Raw genomic sequence first — 22,213 nt, forward strand, 5'->3', positions numbered from 1 at the left:
GAATAAAATAGCCTGGCGACCAGGCTCCTAGCTGAGACCGCGCACGGAGGAGATAAACTGCTTCAGCTCGAGGGTCTGCGGGTTGGCGAACAGCGTCTTGCTGTCGCCCTGCTCCCAGACGCGCCCCTGATGCATAAACACCACGCGGTCGCCCACTTCACGGGCAAAATTCATTTCATGGGTCACGAGGATCAGCGTCATTCCCTCGGCGGCCAGTTGCTCAAGAACCTTGAGCACTTCGCCAACCAGCTCGGGGTCCAGCGCCGAGGTTATCTCGTCGCAGAGCAGGACCTTCGGCGACATCGCCAGCGCCCGGGCAATCGCCACCCGCTGCTGCTGGCCGCCGGACAGATTGGCCGGATAGTAGTCCAACCGGTCGCCGAGCCCCACTTTTTCCAGCATCTGCCGCGCCAGCTCGCGGCACTCGGAGGCGCTCTTTTTCAACACCCGCCGCGGGGCCAGCATCACGTTTTCCAGCGCCGTCATATGCGGGAACAGATTAAAGTTCTGGAACACCATCCCGACGGAGCGGCTGATCTCGCGGGCCTGCGAATCGCGGTCGGTGATGGTCATCCCGCCGAGCTTAATGCTGCCGTCCTGATACCCTTCCAGGCCATTGATGCAGCGCAGCAGCGTGCTTTTCCCCGACCCGCTGCGGCCGATAATCGAGATAACTTCGCCCATATCGATATCCAGATCGACGCCTTTGAGCACGTGGTTGTCGCCGTAGTACTTCTGCATCTGATTAATGGTGATGAGAGGCATTGAATTTGTTCTCCAGATAGCGGCTGTAGCGGGACAGCGGGTAGCACAGAATGAAGTAGCCCAGCGCCACCAGCGCAAAGACCTTAAACGGCTGGTAGGTGACGTTGGTCAGCATCGTGCCGGCCTTGGTCAGCTCGACGAAGCCGATAATCGACGCCAGGGCGGTGCCTTTCACCACCTGCACCGCGAAGCCCACCGTCGGGGCGATGGCGATGCGCAGCGCCTGGGGCGCAACGACCCGGCACAGCGTTTGGGTGAAGCTCAGCCCCAGGCAGCGCGAGGCCTCCCACTGCCCTTTCGGCAGCGCGCGGATGCTGCCAAACCAGATATCGAGTAAAAAGGCGCTGGTATAGAAGGTCAGCGCCATCGACGCGGCGGTCCACGGCGAGACGTCGATGCCAAACAGCGCCACGCCGAAGAAGGCGAGGAACAGCTGCATTAATAGCGGCGTTCCCTGGAACAGCTCAACGTAGCCGCGGATCAGCCGCCTGACCTGGCGGCCGCCGGTGAGGCGCAGCAGCAGCAGCGGGAGCGTCACCAGCGCGCCGCCGAGAAACGCCACCAGCGACAGCAGCACCGTCCAGCGCCCGGCCAGCAGCAGATTGCGGATAATGTCCCAGTCGGTAAAGGTGGCCATCATGCCCGTACTCCCAGCCATTTTCGCCCCGCTGCCATCAGCAGCTGACGCATTGTTATCGACAGCACCAGGTAGATCCCCGTGGTGACCAGATAGACCTCAAAGCTGAGGAAGGTTCGCGACTGGATCAGGTTCGCCGCGAAGGTCAGCTCCTCATAGGAAACCTGCGAAACCACCGACGATCCCAGCATCACGATGATGCACTGGCTCACCAGCGCCGGATAAATCCGCTGCAGCGCCGGCGGCAGAACCACCTGAATAAAGGTCTGCGTGCGGCTCAGCCCCAGCACGCGCCCGGCCTCCCACTGCCCCCTGGGGGTCACCTGAATCCCGGCGCGCACGATCTCGGTACTGTAGGCCCCGAGGTTGATCACCATCGCCAGCAGCGCGGCTTCACCGGCGGTCATCTTTAAGCCCAGGTTGGGCAGGCCAAAGACGATAAAAAACAGCTGCACCACGAACGGCGTATTGCGGATCAGCTCCACGTAGCCGCCCCAGATGCGGCTGAACCAGGTCGCCCGCCCGCTGCGAATGGCGGCGCCGAAAATGCCTATCGCCAGGCCGCCCGCCGTCGCCAGCACCGTCAGCTGCACGGTAACCCACAGCCCCGACAGCAGCTCTGGCCAGTGCGGCCAGAGCTCAGAAAAATGAAGTTGCTCCGTCATTCGCAGACCCTATGCGCCAAAGCCTGCGGGCAGCGGCGCTTTCAGCCACTGCTGCGACAGCGCGTTGAGCGTGCCGTCCTTAACTCCCTGCTCAATCAGCGCGTCCACCTTCTCCTTCAGCGCCGGCTCGTTCTTTTTCAGGCCGATAAAGCACGGCGAATCTTTCAGCATAAAGCTCGGTACCGGCGCCTTCTGCGCATTTTGCCGGGAGATAGCCGCCACCACGAGGTTGCCGGTCGCCAGGTACTGCACCTGCCCTGAGAGGTAGGCTGACAGCGTGGTGTTGTTATCCTCGTAGCGCTTGATCTGCGCCTCTTTCGGCGCCAGATCGCTCAGCACCATATCCTCAACCGCGCCGCGGGTAACGCCGACGGTTTTCCCGCTCAGCGCCGCCGCATCCTTCAGCTCGGCCCCCTTCGGCCCGAAGACGCCGAGGAAGAACGGCGCGTAGGCGCGGCTGAACGCAATCACCTTCTCGCGCTCCGCATTCTTGCCGAGGCTGGAGATCACCAGATCGACCTTATCGGTCTGCAGATAGGGTACCCGGTTGGCGCTGGTTACCGGTACCAGCTGCAGCTTGAGCTTCATCTGCTTCGCCAGGTAGCGCGCCATATCGATGTCATAACCCTGGGGCTGGAGATCGGTGCCCACCGAGCCAAACGGCGGGAAATCCTGCGGCACCGCGATACGGATAACGCCGCGCTTTTCGATATCCTGCAGTTGGTCGGCTCTGGCCGCGCTCATTTGCGTAAACAGACAGGCGGCCCCGGCCAGTGCGATCAACAGTTTTTTCATGATGTTTACCCGTTACGTTAGTATGAAACAAAAGATTCTTTAAATAAACTTCTGCAACTAATGTGCCAGATATAGGCCACGCCGCTGCCGAGGCAAAAGACGCCATAAAAGAGTGATGAAACAAGGAAGAGAGAGAGAATGCGCGGCAATTTCGCCTTCTCTCACCGCCGGAAGCCCGCACTAAAATAATGCAAAGCACCAGACTGACGCCCCATTATCGCTGCTCGAGCTCGTCCAGCTGCTGATAAAGGGTGGCGATATCGTGAATGCGCGGGCGGCCCTTATCGAGGATCTCATGCAGAAAAGCGTTGGCCAGCAGGTTGATCAGGCTGTTGACCGAGGCGTAGCTATCGTAGGCCGAAACGCTATCGAGCGGTGCGCAGAGCTGCCAGCGCGCCAGCGGAAACAGGCCGTGCGCCTGCGGCTCGCACATCAGCAGCACCGGCACGCCGCTGGCCTGGAGCTGCTGCAGCAGCGGCCGAATAAGGCGCGGACGGCGGCGAAAGGCCATCACCACCACCACGTCCCTGGCCGACAGATCCACCAGCTCCTCGCTCAGACTTTGCCCCGGCTGGGGCAGCACCTGCACCTGACCGCGCGCCTGCAGCAGCTGCTGGCGCAGGTGCAGCGCCGCCGGATAGGCGTTGCGCATGCCGACGATGACCACCCGTTCGGCGCTCACCATCGCGTTAATCGCTTCGGCAAACTGGCGCGCGTCGAGGGCGTTGACCCACTGGGTCAGATTGGCCATCTCCTGCTTATAATGGCGCGCCAGCAGCGTGTTTCCCTGCACCGCGTCGCGGTTATCGGTCAGCGGCATCCCGCTCTGGCGCAGAGTGCGCAGCTCGTCGCGCATATCCTTATACTTCTCGTATCCCAGCCGCTTGAACAGGCGGCTCACCGTCGCTTTCGACACCCCGCTCAGCTGCGCCAGCTCGGCGCTGTTGTAGCTGATCAGGTCATCAAAATGATCGAAAATAAAATCCGCCACCCGCTGCTCCTGGGGCGACAGGGCGGCGTACTGCCCTTTGAGTCGTTCATCAAGCTGTTGCATAAGCCCCCTGTAACTTTTGTTTCATCGCACTATACCCGTCATACTCCGCGTTGCCTATGCGCTGGCGATGCGTCTCGCGCTGTTGTCGCCGTTGATACCCGGCCCGCGGCGCGCATGACCTTGAATACCCTTCCTTACACGATGCGTGCCACTCCGGCAAAAAACGCCGACAGCAGGGAATGAAACTTTGGGTTCAGAAGTGGAACGGCTTTTGCACTCTGAAAGAATACATCGCGTCACGAGGACAACGAATGCACAGTCATGTATCCACCCGGGGGATGGCGGTCGCCCCCCATCACCTGGCCAGCCAAAGCGCGCTTGCCGTGCTGCGCGAAGGCGGAAGCGCAATCGAAGCAATGGTCGCCGCGGCGGCCACTATCGCCGTGGTTTACCCCCATATGAACGGCCTCGGCGGCGACGGCTTCTGGCTTATTGTGCCGCCGGAAGGGGAACCGATCGCCATCGACGCCAGCGGCGCGGCGGGCTCGCGGGCGACGCTGGAGGCCTATTCCGACCTCAAGCAGATCCCGCACCGTGGCCCGCGCGCCGCGCTGACCGTCGCCGGCACCGTCAGCGGCTGGGACGAAGCGCTCCGGGTATCGCACTCCCTGAGCGGCAAGACGCTGCCGCTGGCGCGTCTGCTGAAAGACGCTATCGGCTACGCCAGCGACGGGATCCCGGTCACCGAATCCCAGGCCAGCGCCACCGCCGGCAAGTTTGCCGAACTCCGTTCGCTGCCGGGATTTGCCGAAACCTTTCTGGTCGACGGCCGACCGCCGGTTGCCGGCAGCCGCTTTCGCCAGCCCGCGCTGGCCAATACCCTCAGGCGACTGGTCAACGAAGGGCTGGACAGCTTCTATCGCGGCCCGCTGGCCGAAACCCTGGCCGAGGGCATGGCGCAGTACGGACTGCCCATCACCCTCGACGATCTCCGCCAGCACCGCGCCCGCCGCCCTGCGCCGCTAAAACTGACCCATCAGCACGGCGAGCTGTGGAACCTCGCGCCGCCGACGCAGGGGCTGGTATCGCTGGCCATTCTCGGTATTACCGACCGCCTGGCGATGGCCGAGGCCGACGAGGCGATGACCGTCCACCGCATCGTTGAGGCCACCAAGCTAGCCTTTAGCCTGCGCGACGCCCATATCACCGACCCGCGCCACCTCGATGTTGATATTCAGAGCCTGCTGGAACCGGCGGCGCTGCAGGCGCTGGCTGAGCAGGTCAGCAACCAGCAGGCCGCCCCATGGGGCGCCGGCAAAGGCCCCGGCGATACCGTATGGATGGGGGTCATGGATGACAGCGGGCTGGCGGTCTCCTTTATTCAGAGTATCTACCACGAGTTCGGCAGCGGCGTGGTGCTGCCGGAGAGCGGGATCGTCTGGCAGAACCGCGGCGCCTCGTTCAGCCTCGATCCGCAACATCTTCTGGCGCTGGCCCCCGGCAAGCAGCCGTTCCATACCCTTAATCCGGCGGCGGCCCGCCTCAGCGACGGCCGGGTGATGGTGTACGGCTCGATGGGCGGCGACGGCCAGCCGCAAACTCAGGCCGCCCTCTTTACCCGCTACATCCTGCAGGGTGTGCCGCTGCAGGAGAGCATCGCCCGGCCGCGCTGGCTGCTGGGCCGCACCTGGGGACAAACCTCCGATTCGCTGAAGCTGGAGGGTCGCTTTACGCCGCAGAGCGTCGCCCGCCTGCGGGCACTGGGGCATGAGGTCGAAGTGCTGGACGATTTCAGCGAGGCCATGGGCCACGCCGGCGCCATCGTCCGTCATCCAAATGGCCTCTTCGAAGGGGCATCCGATCCGCGCAGCAACGGCTCAGCCGCCGGTTATTAGGAGTTCAGCATGCAAAAAGTGACGCTCGACTGGAGCACGTACCTGGCACAAATGGAGCAGATCCTCGGCCTGGAGCTGGATGAAGCCCGCCGCGCCGAGCTTCAGCTGCAGTTCAGCCGCATCGCCGCCATGGCCGAACCGCTGATGGCCTTCCCCCTCGACGAACGCCTGGAAATCGCCGGAGTGTATAAAGCATGACGCTTAACCAAATGACGATTAGCGAGATCCAGCGCGCCCTGCAGACCGGGGATCTCAGCGCCCGGGAGATCGCCCGCCGGACCCTCGACGACATTGCGCGGGTCAACCCGCACATCAACGCCTGGACCACGGTGACGGAAGCGCGAATGCTGGCCGAAGCGGACAGCATTGATACCCTGCGCCGGGGCAAGCAGCCGCTGCCGCCGCTGGCCGGCGTCCCCTACGCGGTAAAGAATCTGTTCGATGTCTCCGGACAGACCACCCTCGCCGGCGCCCGGCTGTTTAGCGAACGCGCCCCCGCCACGGCCGACGGCTGGGCGCTGCGCCAGCTCCACGCCGCGGGCGGGCTGCTGTCAGGGATGCTGAATATGGACGCCTACGCCTACGGCTTTACCACCGAAAATAGCCACTACGGCGCGACGCGTAACCCGCACGACCTGGCGCGCATCGCCGGCGGCTCGTCCGGCGGTTCGGCGGCGGCGGTAGCGGCCGGGCTGGTGCAGTTCGCGCTGGGCAGCGATACCAACGGCTCCATCCGCGTACCGGCCTCCTTATGCGGTATTTTTGGCCTCAAGCCGACCTTTGGCCGCCTGTCGCGATCCGGCAGCCATCCGTTTGTTGCCAGCCTCGACCACATCGGCCCCCTCGCCCGCAGCGTCGGCGACCTCGCCGCGGTCTACGATGCGCTGCAGGGGCGCGATCCCGGCGACGGTTTCCAGGCCGATAAGGCCAGCGAGCGCACCAGCAACCTGCTGCCACGCGGTCTCGAAGGCCTGCGCTGTGCGGTGCTCGGCGGCTATTTCAGCCGCTGGTGCGATGACGACGCCCGCGCCGCCGTCGCCCGGGTAGCGCAGGCGCTCGACGCCCGCGAGGAGCTACTGTTCCCCGAGGCCGAGCTCTCCCGCTCGGCGGCGTTTATCATCAGCGCCTCCGAAGGCGGCAACCACTACCTGCCTGCCCTGCGCCGCGAGCCGGAGCGCTTCGAGCCCCACTCCCGGGAGCGGCTGCTGGCCGGGGCGATGGTCCCGGCCAACTGGTATATTCAGGCCCAGCGCTTTCGCCGCCACGCCCAGCGGGCGTTTCAGGCGCTGTTTGTCCACGCCGATATTCTGATCGCGCCGGCAACGCCGTGCAGCGCCACGCTCGTCGGCGAGCAGACCATGGAGATCAACGGCCAGCAGCTGCCGGTACGCGCCAGTATGGGGATGCTCACCCAACCCATCTCCTTCGTGGGCCTGCCGGTCACCACGGTACCGCTGCGCAGCGCCACCGGGCGGCCGATTGGCCTGCAGCTGATCGCCGCCCCGTTTAATGAACAGGCCTGCCTGCGGGCGGCACGCGTACTGGAAGAGATGGGGCTCACCGATGCCAGCCCTGCGGAGGTAATAGCATGATCGATCAGGACAATATTAACCGGCCTCGCGTTCTGGCCGAGGTCACGGCCGCCTTTTATCGCTATGAAGAAGCGCTGGTCAGCAATAACGTCGCGGTGCTCGACGAGCTGTTCTGGGAGGACAAACGCACGGTGCGCCTCGGCGCCGGGGAGAATCTCTACGGCGCCGACGAGATCCGCGCTTTTCGCGCCGCGCGCCCGGCGGCCGGACTCCAGCGCGAGCTGCGCCACACGGTGATCGTCAGCTTCGGCGAGGATTACGCGGTGTGCAGCACCGAGTTCACCCGCGAGGGTAGCGATCGCGTGGGCCGCCAGCAGCAGACCTGGGTGCGCTTTCCCTTCGGCTGGCGCATCGTCGCCGCCCAGGTGAGCCTGATGAGCTAGCGAACGCGGCCGCCGTAGCCGGACCGGAGCGAACTCCGGCCCGGCTATCGGCTAGCGACGAAACGGATACGCCTCGCGCCAGCGGTCGGCAATCTGCTGGCGGGTGCAGACCCACACCTGCTCATGCTGCTGGACGTAATCAAGGAAGCGCTGCAGGGCCCGAAAGCGTCCCGGCCGGCCCAGCAGGCGGCAGTGCATGCCGATAGACATCATCTTCGGCGCCTCGCGCCCCTCTTCATACAGCACATCAAAGCTATCTTTGAGGTAGGTATAAAACTGCTCCGCGGTATTGAACCCCTGCGCGGTGGCAAAACGCATGTCGTTGGTATCGAGGGTATAGGGCACGATCAGGTGCGGCCTGCGCGAACCGTCGCCGCACGGCACCTCGACCCAAAACGGCAGATCGTCGCCGTAGTAGTCGCTGTCGTAATCAAAGCCGCCGTGCTCGACCACCAGCCGGCGAGTGTTGGGGCTGTCGCGCCCGGTGTACCAGCCGGTGGGCGGCCTGCCGAACAGATCGGTTAACACCTGCACCGCCTGCTGCAGATGCGCGCGCTCGGTCTCGATATCCATATGCTGATAGTGGATCCAGCGCCAGCCGTGGCTGACCACGTCGTAGTTGGCGTCTTTGATCGCCGCCACGATATCCGGATGCCGCGCCAGCGCCATCGCCACGCCGAACACAGTCAGCGGCAGCCCGCGCTGGCTGAACTCGCGATGAATGCGCCAGAACCCGGCGCGGCTGCCGTACTCGTACAGCGAGTCCATCGACATATGTCGGTCAGGGTAGCTGGCCGCACCGATAATGTCGGAGAGAAACTGCTCGGAGCCCGCGTCGCCGTGCAGGACGTGGTTTTCCGCCCCCTCTTCATAATTTAAAACAAACTGTACGGCGATACGCGCATTCTGCGGCCACGGCGAGCGCGGCGTCTGGCCGGCATAGCCGCGCAGATCGCGAGGATAATCCTGATTAAAAAGCGCTGACTGCTGACCCATCTCCCACCTCTTTATTCATCACCATCAGTTAAATGACTGAAACCTGCCGCCTAAATTTTTCGCTTCCGGGAAAGCCAGGTCGCCCTGCTTGCTGGTCGACAGGCCGAGCGCCACCAGCGACTCGACCATTTTTACCGCCGCGCTGACGCCGTCGATGACCGGCACGCGCAGCTCGCGAGTGAGCTCCTGCGCCAGCGTCGCCATCCCGCCGCAGCCCAGCACAATCGCCCCGCAGCCGTCCTCCTTCAGCGCCTGAACGCAGCGCTGACGTACCTGCTCCTGCGCCCGCCCGCTGCCGTCTTCCAGCGCCAGCACCGGCAGATCGATAGCGTGCAGCCCGGCGCAGTGGTGGTAGAAGCCATACTGATGCAGCAGGTGGCGGGCGATAATCAGCGTGCGCGGCAGCGTGGTGACGATGGAAAAGCGGGTGGCGACCAGCGTCGCCATATGCATCGCCGCTTCGGCGATGCCGATAACCGGCCCCTGCGCCAGCTCGCGCGCCGCCAGCAGCCCCGGATCGCCAAAACAGGCGATCACGTGACCCGAGACGCCCTGCTGACGCCCGGCCTTAATTTGTTCGAGCACGCCGACCGCGGCGATGGCTTCATCGAAGTGCCCTTCGATGGAAGGTACGCCCTCCGTCGGGCAGACCGCCACAATCTCGGTCCCCGGCGCGGCCGCCGCTCGCGCGGCGGCGCCGATGGTCTCGGTCATGGCGCGGCTGGTGTTGGGATTAATCACTTGTATACAAACAGAGGACATTACGACTCCTTGTAGCTGGCAAACAGCCGGGCGAAATCGGGCAGGGAAACGCCCGCGGTATCAAAGCGCAGGCTGGCAACGATATGGGCAAAGTGGTGGGTCAGCGCCGCGCTCAGCGGCTGCAGCTCCCCGGCGCGCAGCAGCCCGATCAGCTGCCCGTGGTCGTCGCAGCGGCAGCCCTGTCGCCACGGCGAGCCCCATGCCGCAACGGCTAATGACGAGCGCTGGCTCAGGCGCGTGACCATCTCGGTAAGCACCTGGTTGGCGGAGATCGCCTGCAGCTGAATATGAAATTCGGCGGAGTAGCGGATCGCTGCCGGACCGTTGCAGGCCTCATGCGCCTGCTGCTCCTGGCGAATAATCGCCTCCAGCGCCGCCAGATGCGGCGGCTGGCAGCGGGCCAGCACGTCGGGCAGATTGGCGACCTCCAGCAGCTCTCGGGTGCGGAAGATCTCCCGCGCCTCTTCTTCCGTGGGGCTGGCAACCTGTGCACCACGCTTGGGCGTCAGGGTGACCATTTGCACAGCGGCGAGTCGCTGCAGCACCTTGCGGATCCCCGTGCGGCTGACGCCAAAGACCTCCGCCAGCGCCTCTTCCGGCAGCTTGCTGCCCGGCGGCAGCTGGTGTTCAACGATGGCGGTCATCAGCGCCTGATAGATGGCTTCATCCTTGTCCTGCAGGCCTGGCGCGGCGTGCAGACGATTTTCGTAACTCATTAACCGGCTCCGTATTCACGTTTCGACATCAAACTGTATACATAAAAATTAAATATTGCATACAAGATTAACTATTTTGGCCTAATTCCTGCAACAGCCTCAGCAATCCATATTCAGGGGTTTCATCAAGAGGAGCAGGTTTCATGCCACATTCACAAAATACGCATCAGGTTAAGGCCGCGGGCTCCAGCGCCGGCTACAGTCCACGGCTGTGCAACGAGGATCTGGCGCCAACGCGCGACCAGAACTGGAGCTGGTACAACATCTTTTCCTTCTGGATGTCGGATGTGCATAGCATGGGGGGCTATGTCGTGGCGGCGAGTTTCTTTACCCTGGGCTTAGCCAGCTGGCAGGTGCTGCTGTGCCTGCTGGTCGGCATCTGTATCGTTCAGCTGTGCGCCAACCTGGTGGCCCGACCCAGCCAGATGGCGGGCGTGCCCTATGCGGTGATCTGCCGCCAGGCGTTTGGCGTCTTCGGCGCCAATATTCCGGCGGTGATCCGCGGGCTTATCGCCTTTGCCTGGTACGGGATCCAGACCTATCTGGCCGCCAACGCGCTGATGCTGGTGGTGCTAAAGTTCTGGCCGTCGCTGGCGACGCTCACCGCGAGCAGCTTCCTCGGGCTGTCGCATCTTGGCTGGCTGTGCTTCGCCACCATGTGGCTGCTGCAGGCGATGGTGTTCTGGCACGGGATGAGCGCCATCAAGCGCTTTATTGATATCGCCGGTCCGGCGGTCTACGTAGTGATGCTGGCGCTGGCGGGCTGGATTGTATACAAGACCGGCTTCGATGGGATCTCCTTTACCCTCGCCAGCAAGTCGCTGAGCGCCGGGGAGCAAACCTGGCAGATGATCACCGCGACCGCTCTGGTGGTCTCCTACTTCTCCGGCCCACTGCTTAACTTTGGCGACTTCTCGCGCTATGGCAAAAGCATGGGTGAAATCCGCCGCGGCAACCGCTGGGGCCTGCCGTTTAACTTCCTGTTGTTCTCTATCGTTACCGTGGTGATTGTCTCCGGGACGCAGTCGCTGTTCGGGCGCATGATAACCGACCCGATTGAAACCGTAAGCCGCGTAGGCAACGACCTGGCGGTGGCCATCGGCCTGCTGACGATGATCACCGCGACCATCGGGATCAACATTGTCGCCAACTTCGTCTCCCCGGCCTTCGACTTCTCCAACTGCTCGCCGCAGAAAATCAGCTTCCGTACCGGGGGGATGATCGCCGCGGTGGGTTCAATCCTGCTCACCCCGTGGAACCTGTTTAACTCCCCGGAGCTTATTCACTACACCCTCGACGTGCTGGGGGCGTTTATCGGCCCGCTGTTCGGCATTCTGCTGGTCGACTTCTACCTGATCAAGCGCGGGAAAATCTCGGTGGACGATCTGTTTGACGATACGCCGAAAGGACAATACTGGTATCGCAACGGCTTTAACCCGAAGGCCATCGCCGCGCTGGTGCCCTCCGTGGCCATCGGTTTGGTTATCAGCTTTATCCCCGCCCTGCATGAGGTCGCCAACTTCAGCTGGTTTATCGGCGTCTTCCTGAGCGGCGCCGCCTACCGCTGGATTGCCCGCGACGATCGCGTCACCGTCTCCGCCGCCGCGCGCTATGACGCCCGCGCCGTGGCGCAGAAAGAGTAGTTTCCCCTCTCTGGCCGCGCCCGCCGGCGCGGCGTATTCCTCAACCGCAACGGCTGGCATTAATATTGCTTTAGATCTTGCTCAATGCGCGATTCAACAGGGAGCCAACATGGCGGAAACCATCAAGTCGTACGATGCTGCAATTCGCGGGGCATTTTTTGATATCGCCCGGGTCGCCGACGGCGCCGACGATATCGCCCGCCACGCGCGCTATCTTGCCGATGGCCTGCTGTTTATTGAGAACGGCACGATCCAGACGCTGCTGCCGTGGCAGGAAGGAGAGCAGTTTCTCCATCCGCACAAGGGATACACCGACCTGCGCGGCAGGCTGCTGCTGCCGGGCTTTATCGACGCCCACGTCCACTATCCGCAAACGGAGATGATTGGTGCCTACGGCGAACAGCTGCTGGAGTGGTTAACCACCTACACCTTCCCGGTCGAAAGCCAGTTCGCGGACGAGGCCTATAGCACGGAGATCGCCCGCTTTTTTGTCAACCAGCTGCTCAGCCACGGCACCACCACCGCGCTGGTGTTCTGCACCCTGCATCCCGAGTCCGTCGATGCGCTGTTTAGCGAAGCGCTGCGCCTGAATATGCGCATTCTCGCCGGGAAGGTGATGATGGACCGCCACGCGCCGGAATACCTGACGGAAACGGCGGAACAAAGCTACCGGCAAACCCGTGAGCTGATCCAGCGCTGGCACCACCGCGGGCGCCTGGGCTACGCCATTACCCCGCGCTTTGCCCCCACCTCCACGCCGGAGCTGCTGTCGGCCATTCAGCAGCTGCGGGAGGAGTTTCCGGATACCTGGCTGCACACCCATCTGAGCGAAAATCTCAGCGAGGTCGCGTGGGTGAAAAGCCTGTGGCCGGAGCATGAGCACTATCTCGACGTCTATCACCACTACCGGCTGACCGGCGAGCGCAGCGTATTTGCGCACGGCATTCACCTCGCCGACGCCGAGTGGCGCTGCCTGCACGAAACCGGCTCCGCGCTGGCCTTCTGCCCGACCTCAAATCTGTTCCTCGGCAGCGGCCTGTTTCGTCTGCCCGCCAGCTGGCAGCAGCGGGTGCGGATCGGCATCGGCACCGACGTGGGGGCGGGAACCACCTTCAGCATGCTGCGCACGCTAGGGGAAGCCTATAAAGTTGCCCAGCTACAGAGCTATCGCCTGCCCGCCTGCGAGGCCTTTTACCACGCCACGCTCGGCGGCGCGCACGCCCTGCGCCTTGATGATAAAATTGGCAACTTCGAGCCGGGAAAAGAGGCCGACTTCGTGGTTATCGACCCGGCCGCCACCCCTTTACAGCGGCTACGAATCGGACGCTGCAAAGATATCTACGAGCAGCTGTTTGTGCTGATGACTCTCGGCGACGAGCGCAATATCAGCGAGACCTGGGTCAACGGCGAGCGCGTCTGGCACCAGCATGGCTGACGCCCGGGCCGGGCCAGAGCGCAAAATTAGCTCCCCCGATAGGTCGACCAGCCGCCGGGGGCAATCAAAAACGGCAGGTGGAAGTGCTCATCGGCGTCTTCGGCGATCGCAAAATCGATCTGCGCACTGAGGTAGAGCGTTTCCCGCCCGTCGCGCGAAAACCAGTCGCCAATCTCCGCCACCAGCCGATAGCGCCCGGCAATCAGCATACCGGGCGCCAGTAGCGCAATACGGCCCTGCTCATCGGTCAGGCCGCTGGCGATAGTTTGCCCGCCCAGCAGCAGGTTCACCGCCACGCCCTGCGCGGGCTTGCCGCTGGAGATATCGAGAATATGGGTACTCAACGTATTCATTCGCCTATGACTCCCGTCAGTCTTAATAAGGTAATTTCGCGCAGCTGCGCCAGCGCCACCCGCGTCTCTTCCGCCTCGTCGTGGTTCAGCCGCTGCGTCAGCGCCTGCAGGATCTCTTCCCCGCTGCGGCCTTTGGCGCGGATCAGGAAGACCCGCCCGAAGCGGGCTTCGTAGCGGGCGTTGCCCGCTTTCAGCGCCTGGGCAAGAGGCGCATCTTCATCGTTGATGGCCGCCTGCTCGTGCCGCGACAGCGCGGCGTGGCCCCGCTCTCCGGCCGGTTTTTCACCAATGCGCGGATGGGCGCTCAGCGCCCGATCCAGATCGGCCTCTCCCCAGCGCTGCGCGGCCTCCTTCGCGGCGGCCAGCAGCGCGGCAAGGTCAGGATAGGGACGGCCCCGCACCAGCACCGTCGCCCAGTCGGGGATCGCCACGCAGGGCTGCAGCAGGCCGTGGGCCGCCTCGTCGTCCAGCCGGTTAAAGTCCTCAATCGCGATCGTCGCGGCCACTTCGGACATGTTGTCGCTCCTTATACCAAACGGCCATGCGGCCCGTCGTTAATAGCGTAAGCGCAATATTGCGCAAATCAGCTTACATAAAGCGGCTTGCACAAAGCAGGCCACATTCCCTCATTGCGGATCCGGATGCCGCGGGTGGATGAAACGGTCGATTCGCGACTGCCCAGTTTAAAATTTTTGATGCAATAAAAGGCAATTATTGCCCGATAACGCACCACTTTAGCGCATAACTTCCGCTGAGGTCTCCGCCAGCCGCCTCGTGGCGCCCGCCGGCAAGCTGGTACGCAAATTGCTCCGCTCTTCACAACGCATGCCACAGGAGAAGATGATGAAAGCATTAGTGATGGGTGCCGGTATCGGCGGCCTTAGCGCGGCGGTCGCGCTGAAAGCGGCCGGAATTAGCTGCGAGGTGTTTGAAGCGGTGCAGGAGATTAAGCCGGTTGGCGCCGCCATCTCAATCTGGCCCAACGGGGTGAAGTGCATGAACCTACTGGGCATGGGCAATATCACCGAGACCTACGGCGGGCCGCTGCGCTATATGGCCTATCAGGATCACCGGCATGGCAAAACCCTGACCCGCTTTAGCCTTGCTCCGCTGGTCGAACGCACCGGCGGCCGCCCCTGCCCGGTCTCGCGCAGCGAGCTGCAGGGCGAGATGCTGAACTTCTGGGGTCGCGACGCGGTACGGTTCGGTAAGCGGGCCACCCGCGTGGCGGAGGACGATGACGGCGTGACGGTGTGGTTTAGCGACGGAACCACCGCCCGCGGCGATATGCTGATTGCCGCCGACGGCAGCCACTCCGCCCTGCGCCCGTACGTGCTCGGCTTTACCCCCGAACGGCGCTACGCGGGCTACGTTAACTGGAACGGTCTGGTGGAGATTGATGAGGCCATCGCCCCCGCCGATCAGTGGACCACCTTTGTCGGTGAGGGCAAGCGCGTCTCGCTGATGCCTGTCGCCAGGGGACGCTTCTATTTTTTCTTTGATGTCCCCCTGCCGGCCGGACTGGCGGAAGATCGTAGCACCCTGCAGACGGATCTTAGCCGCTACTTCAGCGGCTGGGCAGCGCCGGTGCAGGCGCTGATCGCCCGCCTCGATCCGGCCACCACCAACCGAATCGAAATTCACGATATTGAGCCCTTCGACCGCCTGGTGCGGGGGAAGGTGGCGCTGCTGGGAGATGCAGGACACAGCACCACCCCGGATATCGGCCAGGGCGGCTGCGCGGCGCTGGAGGACGCGGTGGTGCTGGGCGAAGCGTTGCGCGACGGCGGGGATATCGCCGCCGCGCTGCGCCAGTACGAAGCCCGCCGCTGCGAGCGGGTTCGCGACCTGATTCTGAAAGCGCGCAAGCGCTGCGATATCACCCACGGCAAGGAGATGGCGCTCACCGAGGCCTGGTACCGGGAGCTTGAAGAGGAGAGCGGGGAGCGGATCATCAACGGCCTGTGCGAGACGATACAGGGCGGCCCGCTCGGCTAACCGCCGTCTTCAGGGCCGCAACTCCCGGCTTTCGCCGACGGCCCGCATCGCCTCCATCACCGCCGTCAGCTTCTGAATCGCCATCTGCGCCGGACGAGAGAGCTGGCGCGATGGCGCGGTGCACAGCGCCAGGGTCAGCGGCCGCAGCAGCTTGTTGCGCAAAGGGATAAACGCCAGCTGCCCGCTGTTGACCTCATCCAGCACGTCGAGCAGGCTCAGTACCGTTACGCCGCTGCCTTTGAGGACCAGCGATTTAATCAGCCGAATATCGTTGCAGCTGATGCTGTTTGCCGGGGAAAAGTCGTAGTGCCGATAGAGCATCGCCACCCGGTCGTGCACAATAAGCGGCGCGCCGGGAACGATGTGCCGCAGGTGGCTAAGGTCGCCTAACGACAGCGCCGCAGCCTGCGCGAGCGGACAGTCCGGGCGCATCACCACCCCCATCTCCAGCTCAACGAACGCCAGCACGCTGAGCCCCGCCTGGCCCTCAGGGTCGAGGATCAGGCCAAAATCGACGTCAGCCTGGCGAACCTTTTCGCTCACCGCGTGGCTATCCGCCACCCGCAGATTGAGCTCCAGCCACTGCCACGAGGTAATGATATCGGCCAGCGCCGCGGCAAAGCTGCCCTCCGCCAGCGCCTGCACCATGCCGATGCTGACGCTGCCGCGCTTTAGCCCCTGCAGCTCGTCAAACTGCTGGCGGGTAAGCTGAAACTCCTTTTGCCAGCGCAGCAGGTTGTCATAGAGCAGCTCTCCGGCGGTGGTCATGCGCAACCCTTCCGGCAGCCGTTCAAACAGCGGCGTGCCGAACTCCTCTTCGGCCTGCAGGATCTGGCGGTTTATCGCCGAGGCCGAGATATGCAGCTTTTCAGCCGCCCGGCGCAGGCTGCCGCAGCGGGCCACCGCGGCGAAATAGATAGCGAAACGCGAAAACGGACTCATATTCCCCCTGTTCTCTTTTTTGCAACGGGTTAGTGAATTAATGGCGATGGATGTCAACACCCTAATATGACAACAATAAACTCACAACAATTAAACAAATGCTTTTCCGTGAGCAGGAAGGAACATGATGAACAGAACCCATCCCACCCCACCGGCCCGCTGCACCTTCGAGCCGGACGACTGGCTCAGGCTGGCGAAATGCTGGCATCCGGTCGCCCGCGCCGAGGACGTCGGCGGCGCTCCGCTGAAGGCAACCCTGCTGGACGAACCGCTGGTTCTCTACCGAATTAAAGGTTCGGTGGTGGCGGCCCGCGACGTCTGCCCCCATCGCGGCGTCCCGCTGACCCTCGGCTCTCACGACAACGAAGGGATTATTTGCCCCTATCACGGCCTGCGCTTCGGTGAAGAGGGGCGCTGCAACCGGATCCCCTCCAGCCCCGACCAGCCGGTGCCGGCCAGGCTCCACCTGACCCACTACGCGGTGGAGGAGCGCTTTGGGCTGATCTGGGTGTGCATGGCCTTCGATCCGGAGAACCCGATGCCGCTGCCCACCATGCCGCACTGGCACGATGAGGGGTTTCAGCAGATCAACTGCCCGGCGTTTGAAGTCAACGGCTTCGCCGGCCGCCAGGTGGAGGGGTTTCTCGACGTGGCCCATTTCGCGTGGATCCATACCGATACCTTCGCCGACCCGGATAATCAGGAAGTGCCGGCCTACAGCCCGCAGGAGACGCCCTTTGGCTTTACTGCCGATTACTGGAGCTCGGTCGGCAACTATCCGGCCAGCGCCGGATTCCGCGCGCCGGAGGGGTTTCAGTGGCTGCGCCGTTTCGAGATGCACCTGCCCTTCACCGCGACGCTAACCATCCACTTCCCCGGCGAAGCCCGGCTGGTGATTATGAACGCCGCTTCGCCGGTATCGTCGCGCGTCACCCGCATGTTCGCCCCGATTGCGCGCAACTTCGATCTCCACGTTCCGGTCGCGGACGTGCACGCGTTCAATCTGCGCGTCTTCGAGGAGGACCGGCTGATGGTCGAAACCCAGCGTCCGGAGAGGCTGCCGCTGGACTTAACCCTTGAGGCGCACATTCCCGCCGACCGCAGCTCGATTGCCTATCGTCGCGGGCTGCAGAAGATGGGCTTTGGCGACTTTTTCCTCGTATAGGCGGAGACGAAAATGAGTGAACTGCTGCAGGTGGTCGTTGACGGAATGTGGCGCGAGGGCGATACCAGCCTCGCCGTCAGGCTGGTCTCCAGCCGCGGGGAGCCGCTGCCCGCGTGGCGACCAGGGGCGCATATCGATCTCCATCTGCCGGATGGGATACTGCGTCAGTACTCGCTGACCGGCCCCACGACCGGCGCGGAGGGCTATCTGATCTGCGTCGCGCGGGATCGTAAATCGCGCGGTGGATCGCGCTATATCCACGAGGCGCTGCGCCCGGGGCAGACGCTGCGCATCTCTCCCCCGCGCAACCTGTTTATGCTGCAGCCCGCAGAGCGCGTTGTGCTGCTGGCCGCCGGTATCGGCATTACGCCGCTGTACGCGATGCTGCTGCAGCTCGAAGCGGACGGCGTGCCCTGTGAGCTGCACTATTACGTCAAGCGCCGCGAAAACGCGGCTTTCGTCCGCCAGCTGGCGCAGCGCTTCAGCCAGGGAAGCAGCACCCTTTACTGCTCTGAGGAGGGGAAAAGCCCGCGCCAGCACCTCGCCACGACGCTCGCCGGGGCGCGGGCCGGAGAGCTTCTGTACCTCTGCGGGCCCCGGGGTTTTATGGCCTGCGCGCGCGAGATCGCGGCACAGAAGGGCTGGCCGGAGGCGCAGATCCACAGCGAAGCGTTTCAGGCAACCGCGCCGGTCGCCGACGTCAGCGGCGAGGCCGATACCTTTACCGTCACCCTCGCGTCGTCAGGCGCGCAGTGGCCGGTGCCGGCGCACCAGACCATTGCCCAGGTGCTCCAGCAGCAGGGGGTTGCGGTCCCGCTCTCCTGCGAGATGGGAATGTGCGGCGCCTGCCTCACGCCGGTTATCGAGGGCGTGGTCGATCACCGGGACACGGTGCAGTCCCCGGCGGAGAAAACCGCCGCCGCGCAGCGCATCGCGCTCTGCTGCTCCCGCAGCCGTTCGCCCAACCTGCTTCTCGATCTCTAGCGGGGTCGTTTTTCACCGGCGCCGGGCTGCCGTAGAGCAGGCTGGCGCCCTGCTCGCTGACAAATGTTAAAAGCCATCAACAGCCGGCCAATCATTCCTTAATCGAATAATTTTAATAAAAATTATTCATTTCCTTTCTGAATCAAATACTATCATATTTGTATGACAAATCCGCCATCGCCAGACGCCTGCTGCTGGCTGAGGGAAAGAGACGATCTCTCCCGGCGCATAATAAGCGTGACGAACCTGACCAGCTGTCTGGATATTGCCTGTCGCAGCTTCCAGACCGGTGCTCAGGGATCATTCTGAACATCCACTATAAAATTGAGTACTATCCGAGTATTTGCCAGCCAGCTTTTGGCTGGCTTTTTTTGGCCGTTACCGGCCTGATTTTTCGTTTTTCAGCAGGTCGCTTAAGCGGGCATGGTTTTGCGCAAAGAGTGCGTTAAACGTCTCGCGGCTCTGCGGGTCTAAATCCGCCACCAGCGCCTCGCGCTGCGCCTGCCTGCGGATACTCTCCTGCACCGACTTTAGCGCCGCCTCCATGGCAATAAGCTCCCCTGCCAGCTCGCTTTCAAGCTTTGATCGATAGAGAAACTCCCGCGCCAGCGCGCCCATTTTGCTATTGGCTTGATTAATCGCGGCGCTGCTTTTTTGCAGCGATTCGGCGACGGCGGCCAGTATTTTATTCTCGCTCATTGCTCAGTTCCCCCGGCCGAGATCAGCATCAGCGTCTCTGCCAGCTGGCGATGAAACATTTCACGCTGGGCCACGCTCAGGGCATCCACCTCTTTTTTAACCGCGTTCACGCGGTCGAAGTACGCCTGCTGCACTTCTGCCTGGATCTCCCGTCGCCGCTCGGCGGGAATATCGGTAAAGGCGTCCGTTGCTGCCGAGACGGGGGGGAAAAGCGTGCCAGGGAGTCGCCTGACCATAAGAGCCTCCTGATAATTTAAAACAGGCGCATATTGCGCAGATCGCCGTCGCTGGTGTTGTAAATCGTGAATTGCTCGATCAGCTCAATAAACTCGTCGCGCGGCGGGATCCCGTTCGCCAGCAGCTTACGCTGGCTTAGGGCGCACCACAGCGCCACCGAGTAGGCCTGACAATTCACCGATTTTTCCGGGTTGAATTCAATATCCGTAAACGCCGAGTACTCCAGCACGCTCTCTTTAATCGGCGAATGGTTGAGGGCATTGAGGTACAGCCAGTCGTAGAAAGCGGTTTTCGGTTCTAATTTCCAGATGATGGCCGCGCGCTGTTCGTTCGGCTGGAAGGAAAAGTGCGCCAGTCGCCCGGATGTTTTCAGCTGCTCCGCGCGCTTTGCCTCTTTCGGCGACATGCGCATCAGTTCGCGGAAAGGCCCGCGCACCATCCCGTTATCAGTAAATACTTTCGAGGACTGAAAGAGTGATTCCACGCTAATAAACTGTCCGCCGCTGCTCTGCACGCCCATATTAAAGGCGCTCAGCTCCCGGCCCAGGGTCTGCGTGGACTTACTCGATACCTCAAGAATTTTCGCGCCCGAGGCATGTAGCTGATAGTTCTCGTGCAGGGAGGCAATTGATTTCTGCTTTTGCGTCACCGCCAGCCCGGCTGACCAGCTGAAATCGACGTTAGCGATATCAACCAGGGTATCCCCCTGGCTTCTCGGGATAAACACGGGGCGTACGGCCATAAATTCACCTGAAAGAAAAACGAGAAGGATCGACCGTGATTATCACCGGACTCTCGCGTAGCCATAAAGGAATATTATCGGCGCTGTAGAAAATAACCTCACTGATAAACCCGGGGGGAATATTGCCAAGATAGAGAATTTCCGCCTGAATATCATGCGGGCGATCCCCGGACTCCTCGTCATTATCCCCGACAAACATGGTTTGAAACGCCGTATGCTTTTTACGCTCGCCAAGGCTGACGGCCCTCACCACATTCGACGCCGCGTTGCTTTTGCAGAATACGGCCCGGTTAAGCAGCTGTGAAAAGTCAAATGTGGGCTGGGTCGGTCCGCTGATGAGCTCTTTTTTGATCTTCAAAATAACCCAATCACCGTGGCTTAACCCCTGAGAATATTTGTAGAGCATTTTATTATTAATATGCCCCACCGACAGCGAGATTGAGTCTCGTACCCCATCCAGCCGTAGTTCGTCATTATAATGAAAAGGGTAGCCCGCACTTTCAATTTGCTGGCGCGTCATAATACCTAAGGAAAATATCCCTTTTAAATTATCCAGGTGCGTAAAGTGATACAGTGCAGAGATATTCCGGCGTTTTATCTGTGAAAAATCTATCGCCCGCGCCCAGTTAAATTGCTGAATGGTATAGAACGGTTTGCCCGGAACTTGCTGCATAAATGCGTAATGTAAATCAGATGTATAGGCCGGCGCTAAATTGGTCAACCCGGTAATCGCGTAGCGCGTTAGCATATAGTCTTTAAACCCGACGACATGCATAATAATCGCCAGCGCCTCGGTCATCGTAATCGACACTGCGCCATTATCAGGCTCGCGACTTAGCGCCGGTTTTTCTTTATTAACGACTTCGAGATTATTAAATAGCGAATTGCGCCGCTGTGCCGCATCGCGGAACGGTTCAGGCCCTCGCTGGCGCGACTCAGGCCTTACGATCGTCGGCGGCCGCACGACCGGCGGTTGACTACCTGATTTAGTAGGGGGAACGTCCTTCTTTTTTATTAAATTACCAATAACAGCCAGCACAATTAGAATGCCAATCACCGTCCACATATGAACTCCAGCAGCCGCATTATGATTTTGTTGTGTGTAAAAATGAACAGCGCCGCCTCCCCGATAATGGGTGCGAGCAAGTATTATCTTATTAGTATTTTTACGCCGGTCGTCGGAGGCACGAAGCGTGCAATAAACAGGCGCGCCCTACAGTAATCCATTCATTCCGTGAACTCAAGGGTCATCAATATGGCTAATTTTTATCACCAGATACCCAGTAATAAACAGCAGCCCGTCATGCCATTAAGCAATCAGGCAGAATAAGCCCCTGTCAACGCGGGCGGCCGATCGGGCCACAGCGCTTTTAAAAACGTCTCGATTCAGCCAGTATGAGCTCTCTCCCCCGCCCGCCGGGGAATTTATCACCTTGCTTAATGAGGAATAATGGAACGCTTATTTGTCTACGGTACGCTGCGTCCGGGCCACGCTAATGCCTATATTCTGGAAAATATCGGCGGAGAGTGGCTGCCGGGCACGGTGACCGGCACCTTTTATGCGCGCGGCTGGGGCGCTGCCGCTGATTTTCCGGGGATCGTCCTGAGTGAAAGCGGGCCGCAGGTCCACGGCTATCTGTTTGCGTCCGCAAAGCTGGCGGAGTTCTGGCCCGCGCTGGACGAGTTTGAAGAGGGCTACGACCGGGTGGAAGTTGAGGTGACAACGGCCGATGGCCGGCGCCTGTTAGCGTGGATCTATCAGCTCCAGCCGCCGGCTCAGCCATAGGGGTTAACGCCCCGCATCACTCACGGGGC

Annotated in this window: 25 protein-coding genes; 10 read left to right on the plus strand and 15 right to left on the minus strand. The window is 62.0% G+C overall.

Annotated elements, in window-relative coordinates:
* Positions 1-27: 27 nt before the first annotated feature.
* The 5 genes from GVK32_RS05765 to hpxU form a co-directional block, all read right to left on the minus strand.
* Positions 28-765 carry an amino acid ABC transporter ATP-binding protein gene (locus tag GVK32_RS05765; protein ID WP_159866999.1) on the minus strand — a complete coding sequence of 246 codons (738 nt, stop codon included), beginning with the start codon at positions 763-765 and terminating at the stop codon, positions 28-30.
* Positions 746-1,402, minus strand: a complete 657-nt coding sequence (locus GVK32_RS05770; protein WP_185022506.1) for an amino acid ABC transporter permease — start codon at positions 1,400-1,402, stop codon at positions 746-748. The genes GVK32_RS05765 and GVK32_RS05770 overlap by 20 nt, the downstream gene beginning before the upstream one ends.
* On the minus strand, positions 1,402-2,067 hold the full coding sequence (locus GVK32_RS05775; protein ID WP_159867002.1) for an amino acid ABC transporter permease: 666 nt from the start codon (positions 2,065-2,067) through the stop codon (positions 1,402-1,404). The genes GVK32_RS05770 and GVK32_RS05775 overlap by 1 nt, the downstream gene beginning before the upstream one ends.
* A 9-nt stretch (positions 2,068-2,076) precedes the next feature.
* A complete protein-coding gene (locus GVK32_RS05780) occupies positions 2,077-2,862 on the minus strand; it encodes a transporter substrate-binding domain-containing protein (RefSeq protein ID WP_123707365.1) in 786 nt (261 codons plus the stop codon).
* Positions 2,863-3,076: 214 nt separating this feature from the next.
* Positions 3,077-3,916 carry a MurR/RpiR family transcriptional regulator HpxU gene (gene hpxU / locus GVK32_RS05785; protein ID WP_159867005.1) on the minus strand — a complete coding sequence of 280 codons (840 nt, stop codon included), beginning with the start codon at positions 3,914-3,916 and terminating at the stop codon, positions 3,077-3,079.
* 251 nt (positions 3,917-4,167) lie between these two features.
* Between hpxU and hpxW the strand changes: the two genes are divergently transcribed.
* The 4 genes from hpxW to hpxZ are packed head-to-tail and all read left to right on the plus strand — an operon-like array spanning position 4,168 to position 7,726.
* A complete protein-coding gene (hpxW, locus tag GVK32_RS05790; RefSeq protein WP_159867008.1) occupies positions 4,168-5,751 on the plus strand; it encodes an oxamate amidohydrolase in 1,584 nt (527 codons plus the stop codon).
* Positions 5,752-5,760: 9 nt separating this feature from the next.
* Positions 5,761-5,949 carry an oxalurate catabolism protein HpxX gene (gene hpxX / locus GVK32_RS05795; RefSeq protein WP_159867011.1) on the plus strand — a complete coding sequence of 63 codons (189 nt, stop codon included), beginning with the start codon at positions 5,761-5,763 and terminating at the stop codon, positions 5,947-5,949.
* Positions 5,946-7,343 carry an AtzE family amidohydrolase gene (locus GVK32_RS05800; protein ID WP_159867014.1) on the plus strand — a complete coding sequence of 466 codons (1,398 nt, stop codon included), beginning with the start codon at positions 5,946-5,948 and terminating at the stop codon, positions 7,341-7,343. The genes hpxX and GVK32_RS05800 overlap by 4 nt, the downstream gene beginning before the upstream one ends.
* Positions 7,340-7,726, plus strand: coding sequence for an oxalurate catabolism protein HpxZ (gene hpxZ / locus GVK32_RS05805; protein ID WP_041144880.1), 387 nt, complete (start codon positions 7,340-7,342; stop codon positions 7,724-7,726). Before GVK32_RS05800 ends, hpxZ begins: the two co-directional genes overlap by 4 nt.
* A gap of 51 nt (positions 7,727-7,777) precedes the next feature.
* Here hpxZ and puuE read toward each other — a convergent pair whose 3' ends face one another.
* Genes puuE through GVK32_RS05820 form a run of 3 tightly spaced genes read right to left on the minus strand, consistent with a single transcriptional unit; the run spans position 7,778 to position 10,200 of the window.
* Positions 7,778-8,722, minus strand: coding sequence for an allantoinase PuuE (gene puuE, locus GVK32_RS05810; protein ID WP_159867017.1), 945 nt, complete (start codon positions 8,720-8,722; stop codon positions 7,778-7,780).
* Between the two features lie 24 nt (positions 8,723-8,746).
* On the minus strand, positions 8,747-9,484 hold the full coding sequence (gene hpxA, locus GVK32_RS05815) for an allantoin racemase (protein ID WP_159867020.1): 738 nt from the start codon (positions 9,482-9,484) through the stop codon (positions 8,747-8,749).
* On the minus strand, positions 9,484-10,200 hold the full coding sequence (locus GVK32_RS05820) for a GntR family transcriptional regulator (protein ID WP_159867023.1): 717 nt from the start codon (positions 10,198-10,200) through the stop codon (positions 9,484-9,486). The genes hpxA and GVK32_RS05820 overlap by 1 nt, the downstream gene beginning before the upstream one ends.
* A gap of 143 nt (positions 10,201-10,343) precedes the next feature.
* On the opposite strand from GVK32_RS05820, the gene GVK32_RS05825 reads away from it, so the two are divergent.
* Positions 10,344-11,843, plus strand: a complete 1,500-nt coding sequence (locus GVK32_RS05825; protein WP_159867026.1) for an NCS1 family nucleobase:cation symporter-1 — start codon at positions 10,344-10,346, stop codon at positions 11,841-11,843.
* 109 nt (positions 11,844-11,952) lie between these two features.
* A complete protein-coding gene (gene guaD, locus GVK32_RS05830; RefSeq protein ID WP_159867029.1) occupies positions 11,953-13,278 on the plus strand; it encodes a guanine deaminase in 1,326 nt (441 codons plus the stop codon).
* A gap of 26 nt (positions 13,279-13,304) precedes the next feature.
* On the opposite strand, the gene uraH is transcribed toward guaD, so the two are convergent.
* Together uraH and uraD are read right to left on the minus strand one after the other, a co-directional pair.
* Positions 13,305-13,631, minus strand: coding sequence for a hydroxyisourate hydrolase (uraH, locus tag GVK32_RS05835; protein ID WP_159867032.1), 327 nt, complete (start codon positions 13,629-13,631; stop codon positions 13,305-13,307).
* The gene (uraD, locus tag GVK32_RS05840; protein WP_159867035.1) at positions 13,628-14,146 is read right to left on the minus strand and encodes a 2-oxo-4-hydroxy-4-carboxy-5-ureidoimidazoline decarboxylase; all 519 of its coding nucleotides are present in this window, start codon (positions 14,144-14,146) and stop codon (positions 13,628-13,630) included. The genes uraH and uraD overlap by 4 nt, the downstream gene beginning before the upstream one ends.
* A gap of 328 nt (positions 14,147-14,474) precedes the next feature.
* On the opposite strand from uraD, the gene hpxO reads away from it, so the two are divergent.
* Positions 14,475-15,629 (plus strand): FAD-dependent urate hydroxylase HpxO, encoded by a 1,155-nt coding sequence (gene hpxO / locus GVK32_RS05845; RefSeq protein ID WP_159867356.1) that lies wholly within the window; start codon positions 14,475-14,477, stop codon positions 15,627-15,629.
* A 9-nt stretch (positions 15,630-15,638) separates the two neighbouring features.
* Here the strand turns inward: hpxO and hpxR are convergent, their stop codons facing one another.
* Positions 15,639-16,571, minus strand: coding sequence for a LysR family hpxDE operon transcriptional regulator HpxR (hpxR, locus tag GVK32_RS05850; protein ID WP_159867038.1), 933 nt, complete (start codon positions 16,569-16,571; stop codon positions 15,639-15,641).
* A gap of 127 nt (positions 16,572-16,698) precedes the next feature.
* On the opposite strand from hpxR, the gene hpxD reads away from it, so the two are divergent.
* Both hpxD and GVK32_RS05860 read left to right on the plus strand, forming a co-directional pair.
* Positions 16,699-17,736: a molybdenum cofactor-independent xanthine hydroxylase subunit HpxD gene (gene hpxD, locus GVK32_RS05855; RefSeq protein ID WP_159867359.1), complete on the plus strand. Its 1,038-nt coding sequence runs from the start codon at positions 16,699-16,701 to the stop codon at positions 17,734-17,736.
* 12 nt (positions 17,737-17,748) lie between these two features.
* The gene (locus tag GVK32_RS05860; RefSeq protein WP_159867041.1) at positions 17,749-18,720 is read left to right on the plus strand and encodes a PDR/VanB family oxidoreductase; all 972 of its coding nucleotides are present in this window, start codon (positions 17,749-17,751) and stop codon (positions 18,718-18,720) included.
* A gap of 378 nt (positions 18,721-19,098) precedes the next feature.
* On the opposite strand, the gene GVK32_RS05865 is transcribed toward GVK32_RS05860, so the two are convergent.
* The 4 genes from GVK32_RS05865 to GVK32_RS05880 are packed head-to-tail and all read right to left on the minus strand — an operon-like array spanning position 19,099 to position 21,464.
* Entirely contained in the window at positions 19,099-19,419 is a 321-nt protein-coding gene (locus tag GVK32_RS05865) for a hypothetical protein (RefSeq protein ID WP_159867044.1), read from the minus strand.
* Positions 19,416-19,655 carry a hypothetical protein gene (locus GVK32_RS05870; RefSeq protein WP_159867047.1) on the minus strand — a complete coding sequence of 80 codons (240 nt, stop codon included), beginning with the start codon at positions 19,653-19,655 and terminating at the stop codon, positions 19,416-19,418. The genes GVK32_RS05865 and GVK32_RS05870 overlap by 4 nt, the downstream gene beginning before the upstream one ends.
* A gap of 17 nt (positions 19,656-19,672) precedes the next feature.
* Positions 19,673-20,398: a hypothetical protein gene (locus tag GVK32_RS05875; protein ID WP_159867050.1), complete on the minus strand. Its 726-nt coding sequence runs from the start codon at positions 20,396-20,398 to the stop codon at positions 19,673-19,675.
* Positions 20,399-20,402: 4 nt separating this feature from the next.
* On the minus strand, positions 20,403-21,464 hold the full coding sequence (locus tag GVK32_RS05880; RefSeq protein ID WP_159867053.1) for a DarT ssDNA thymidine ADP-ribosyltransferase family protein: 1,062 nt from the start codon (positions 21,462-21,464) through the stop codon (positions 20,403-20,405).
* A 384-nt stretch (positions 21,465-21,848) separates the two neighbouring features.
* Here GVK32_RS05880 and GVK32_RS05885 point away from each other — a divergent pair, with 384 nt between their 5' ends.
* Complete coding sequence (locus GVK32_RS05885) at positions 21,849-22,184, plus strand: gamma-glutamylcyclotransferase family protein (RefSeq protein ID WP_159867056.1); 336 nt, start codon at positions 21,849-21,851, stop codon at positions 22,182-22,184.
* Positions 22,185-22,213: the final 29 nt, after the last annotated feature.

It is taken from the genome of Klebsiella sp. 18074 (assembly GCF_902705905.1).
GTDB lineage: Bacteria > Pseudomonadota > Gammaproteobacteria > Enterobacterales > Enterobacteriaceae > Klebsiella > Klebsiella terrigena.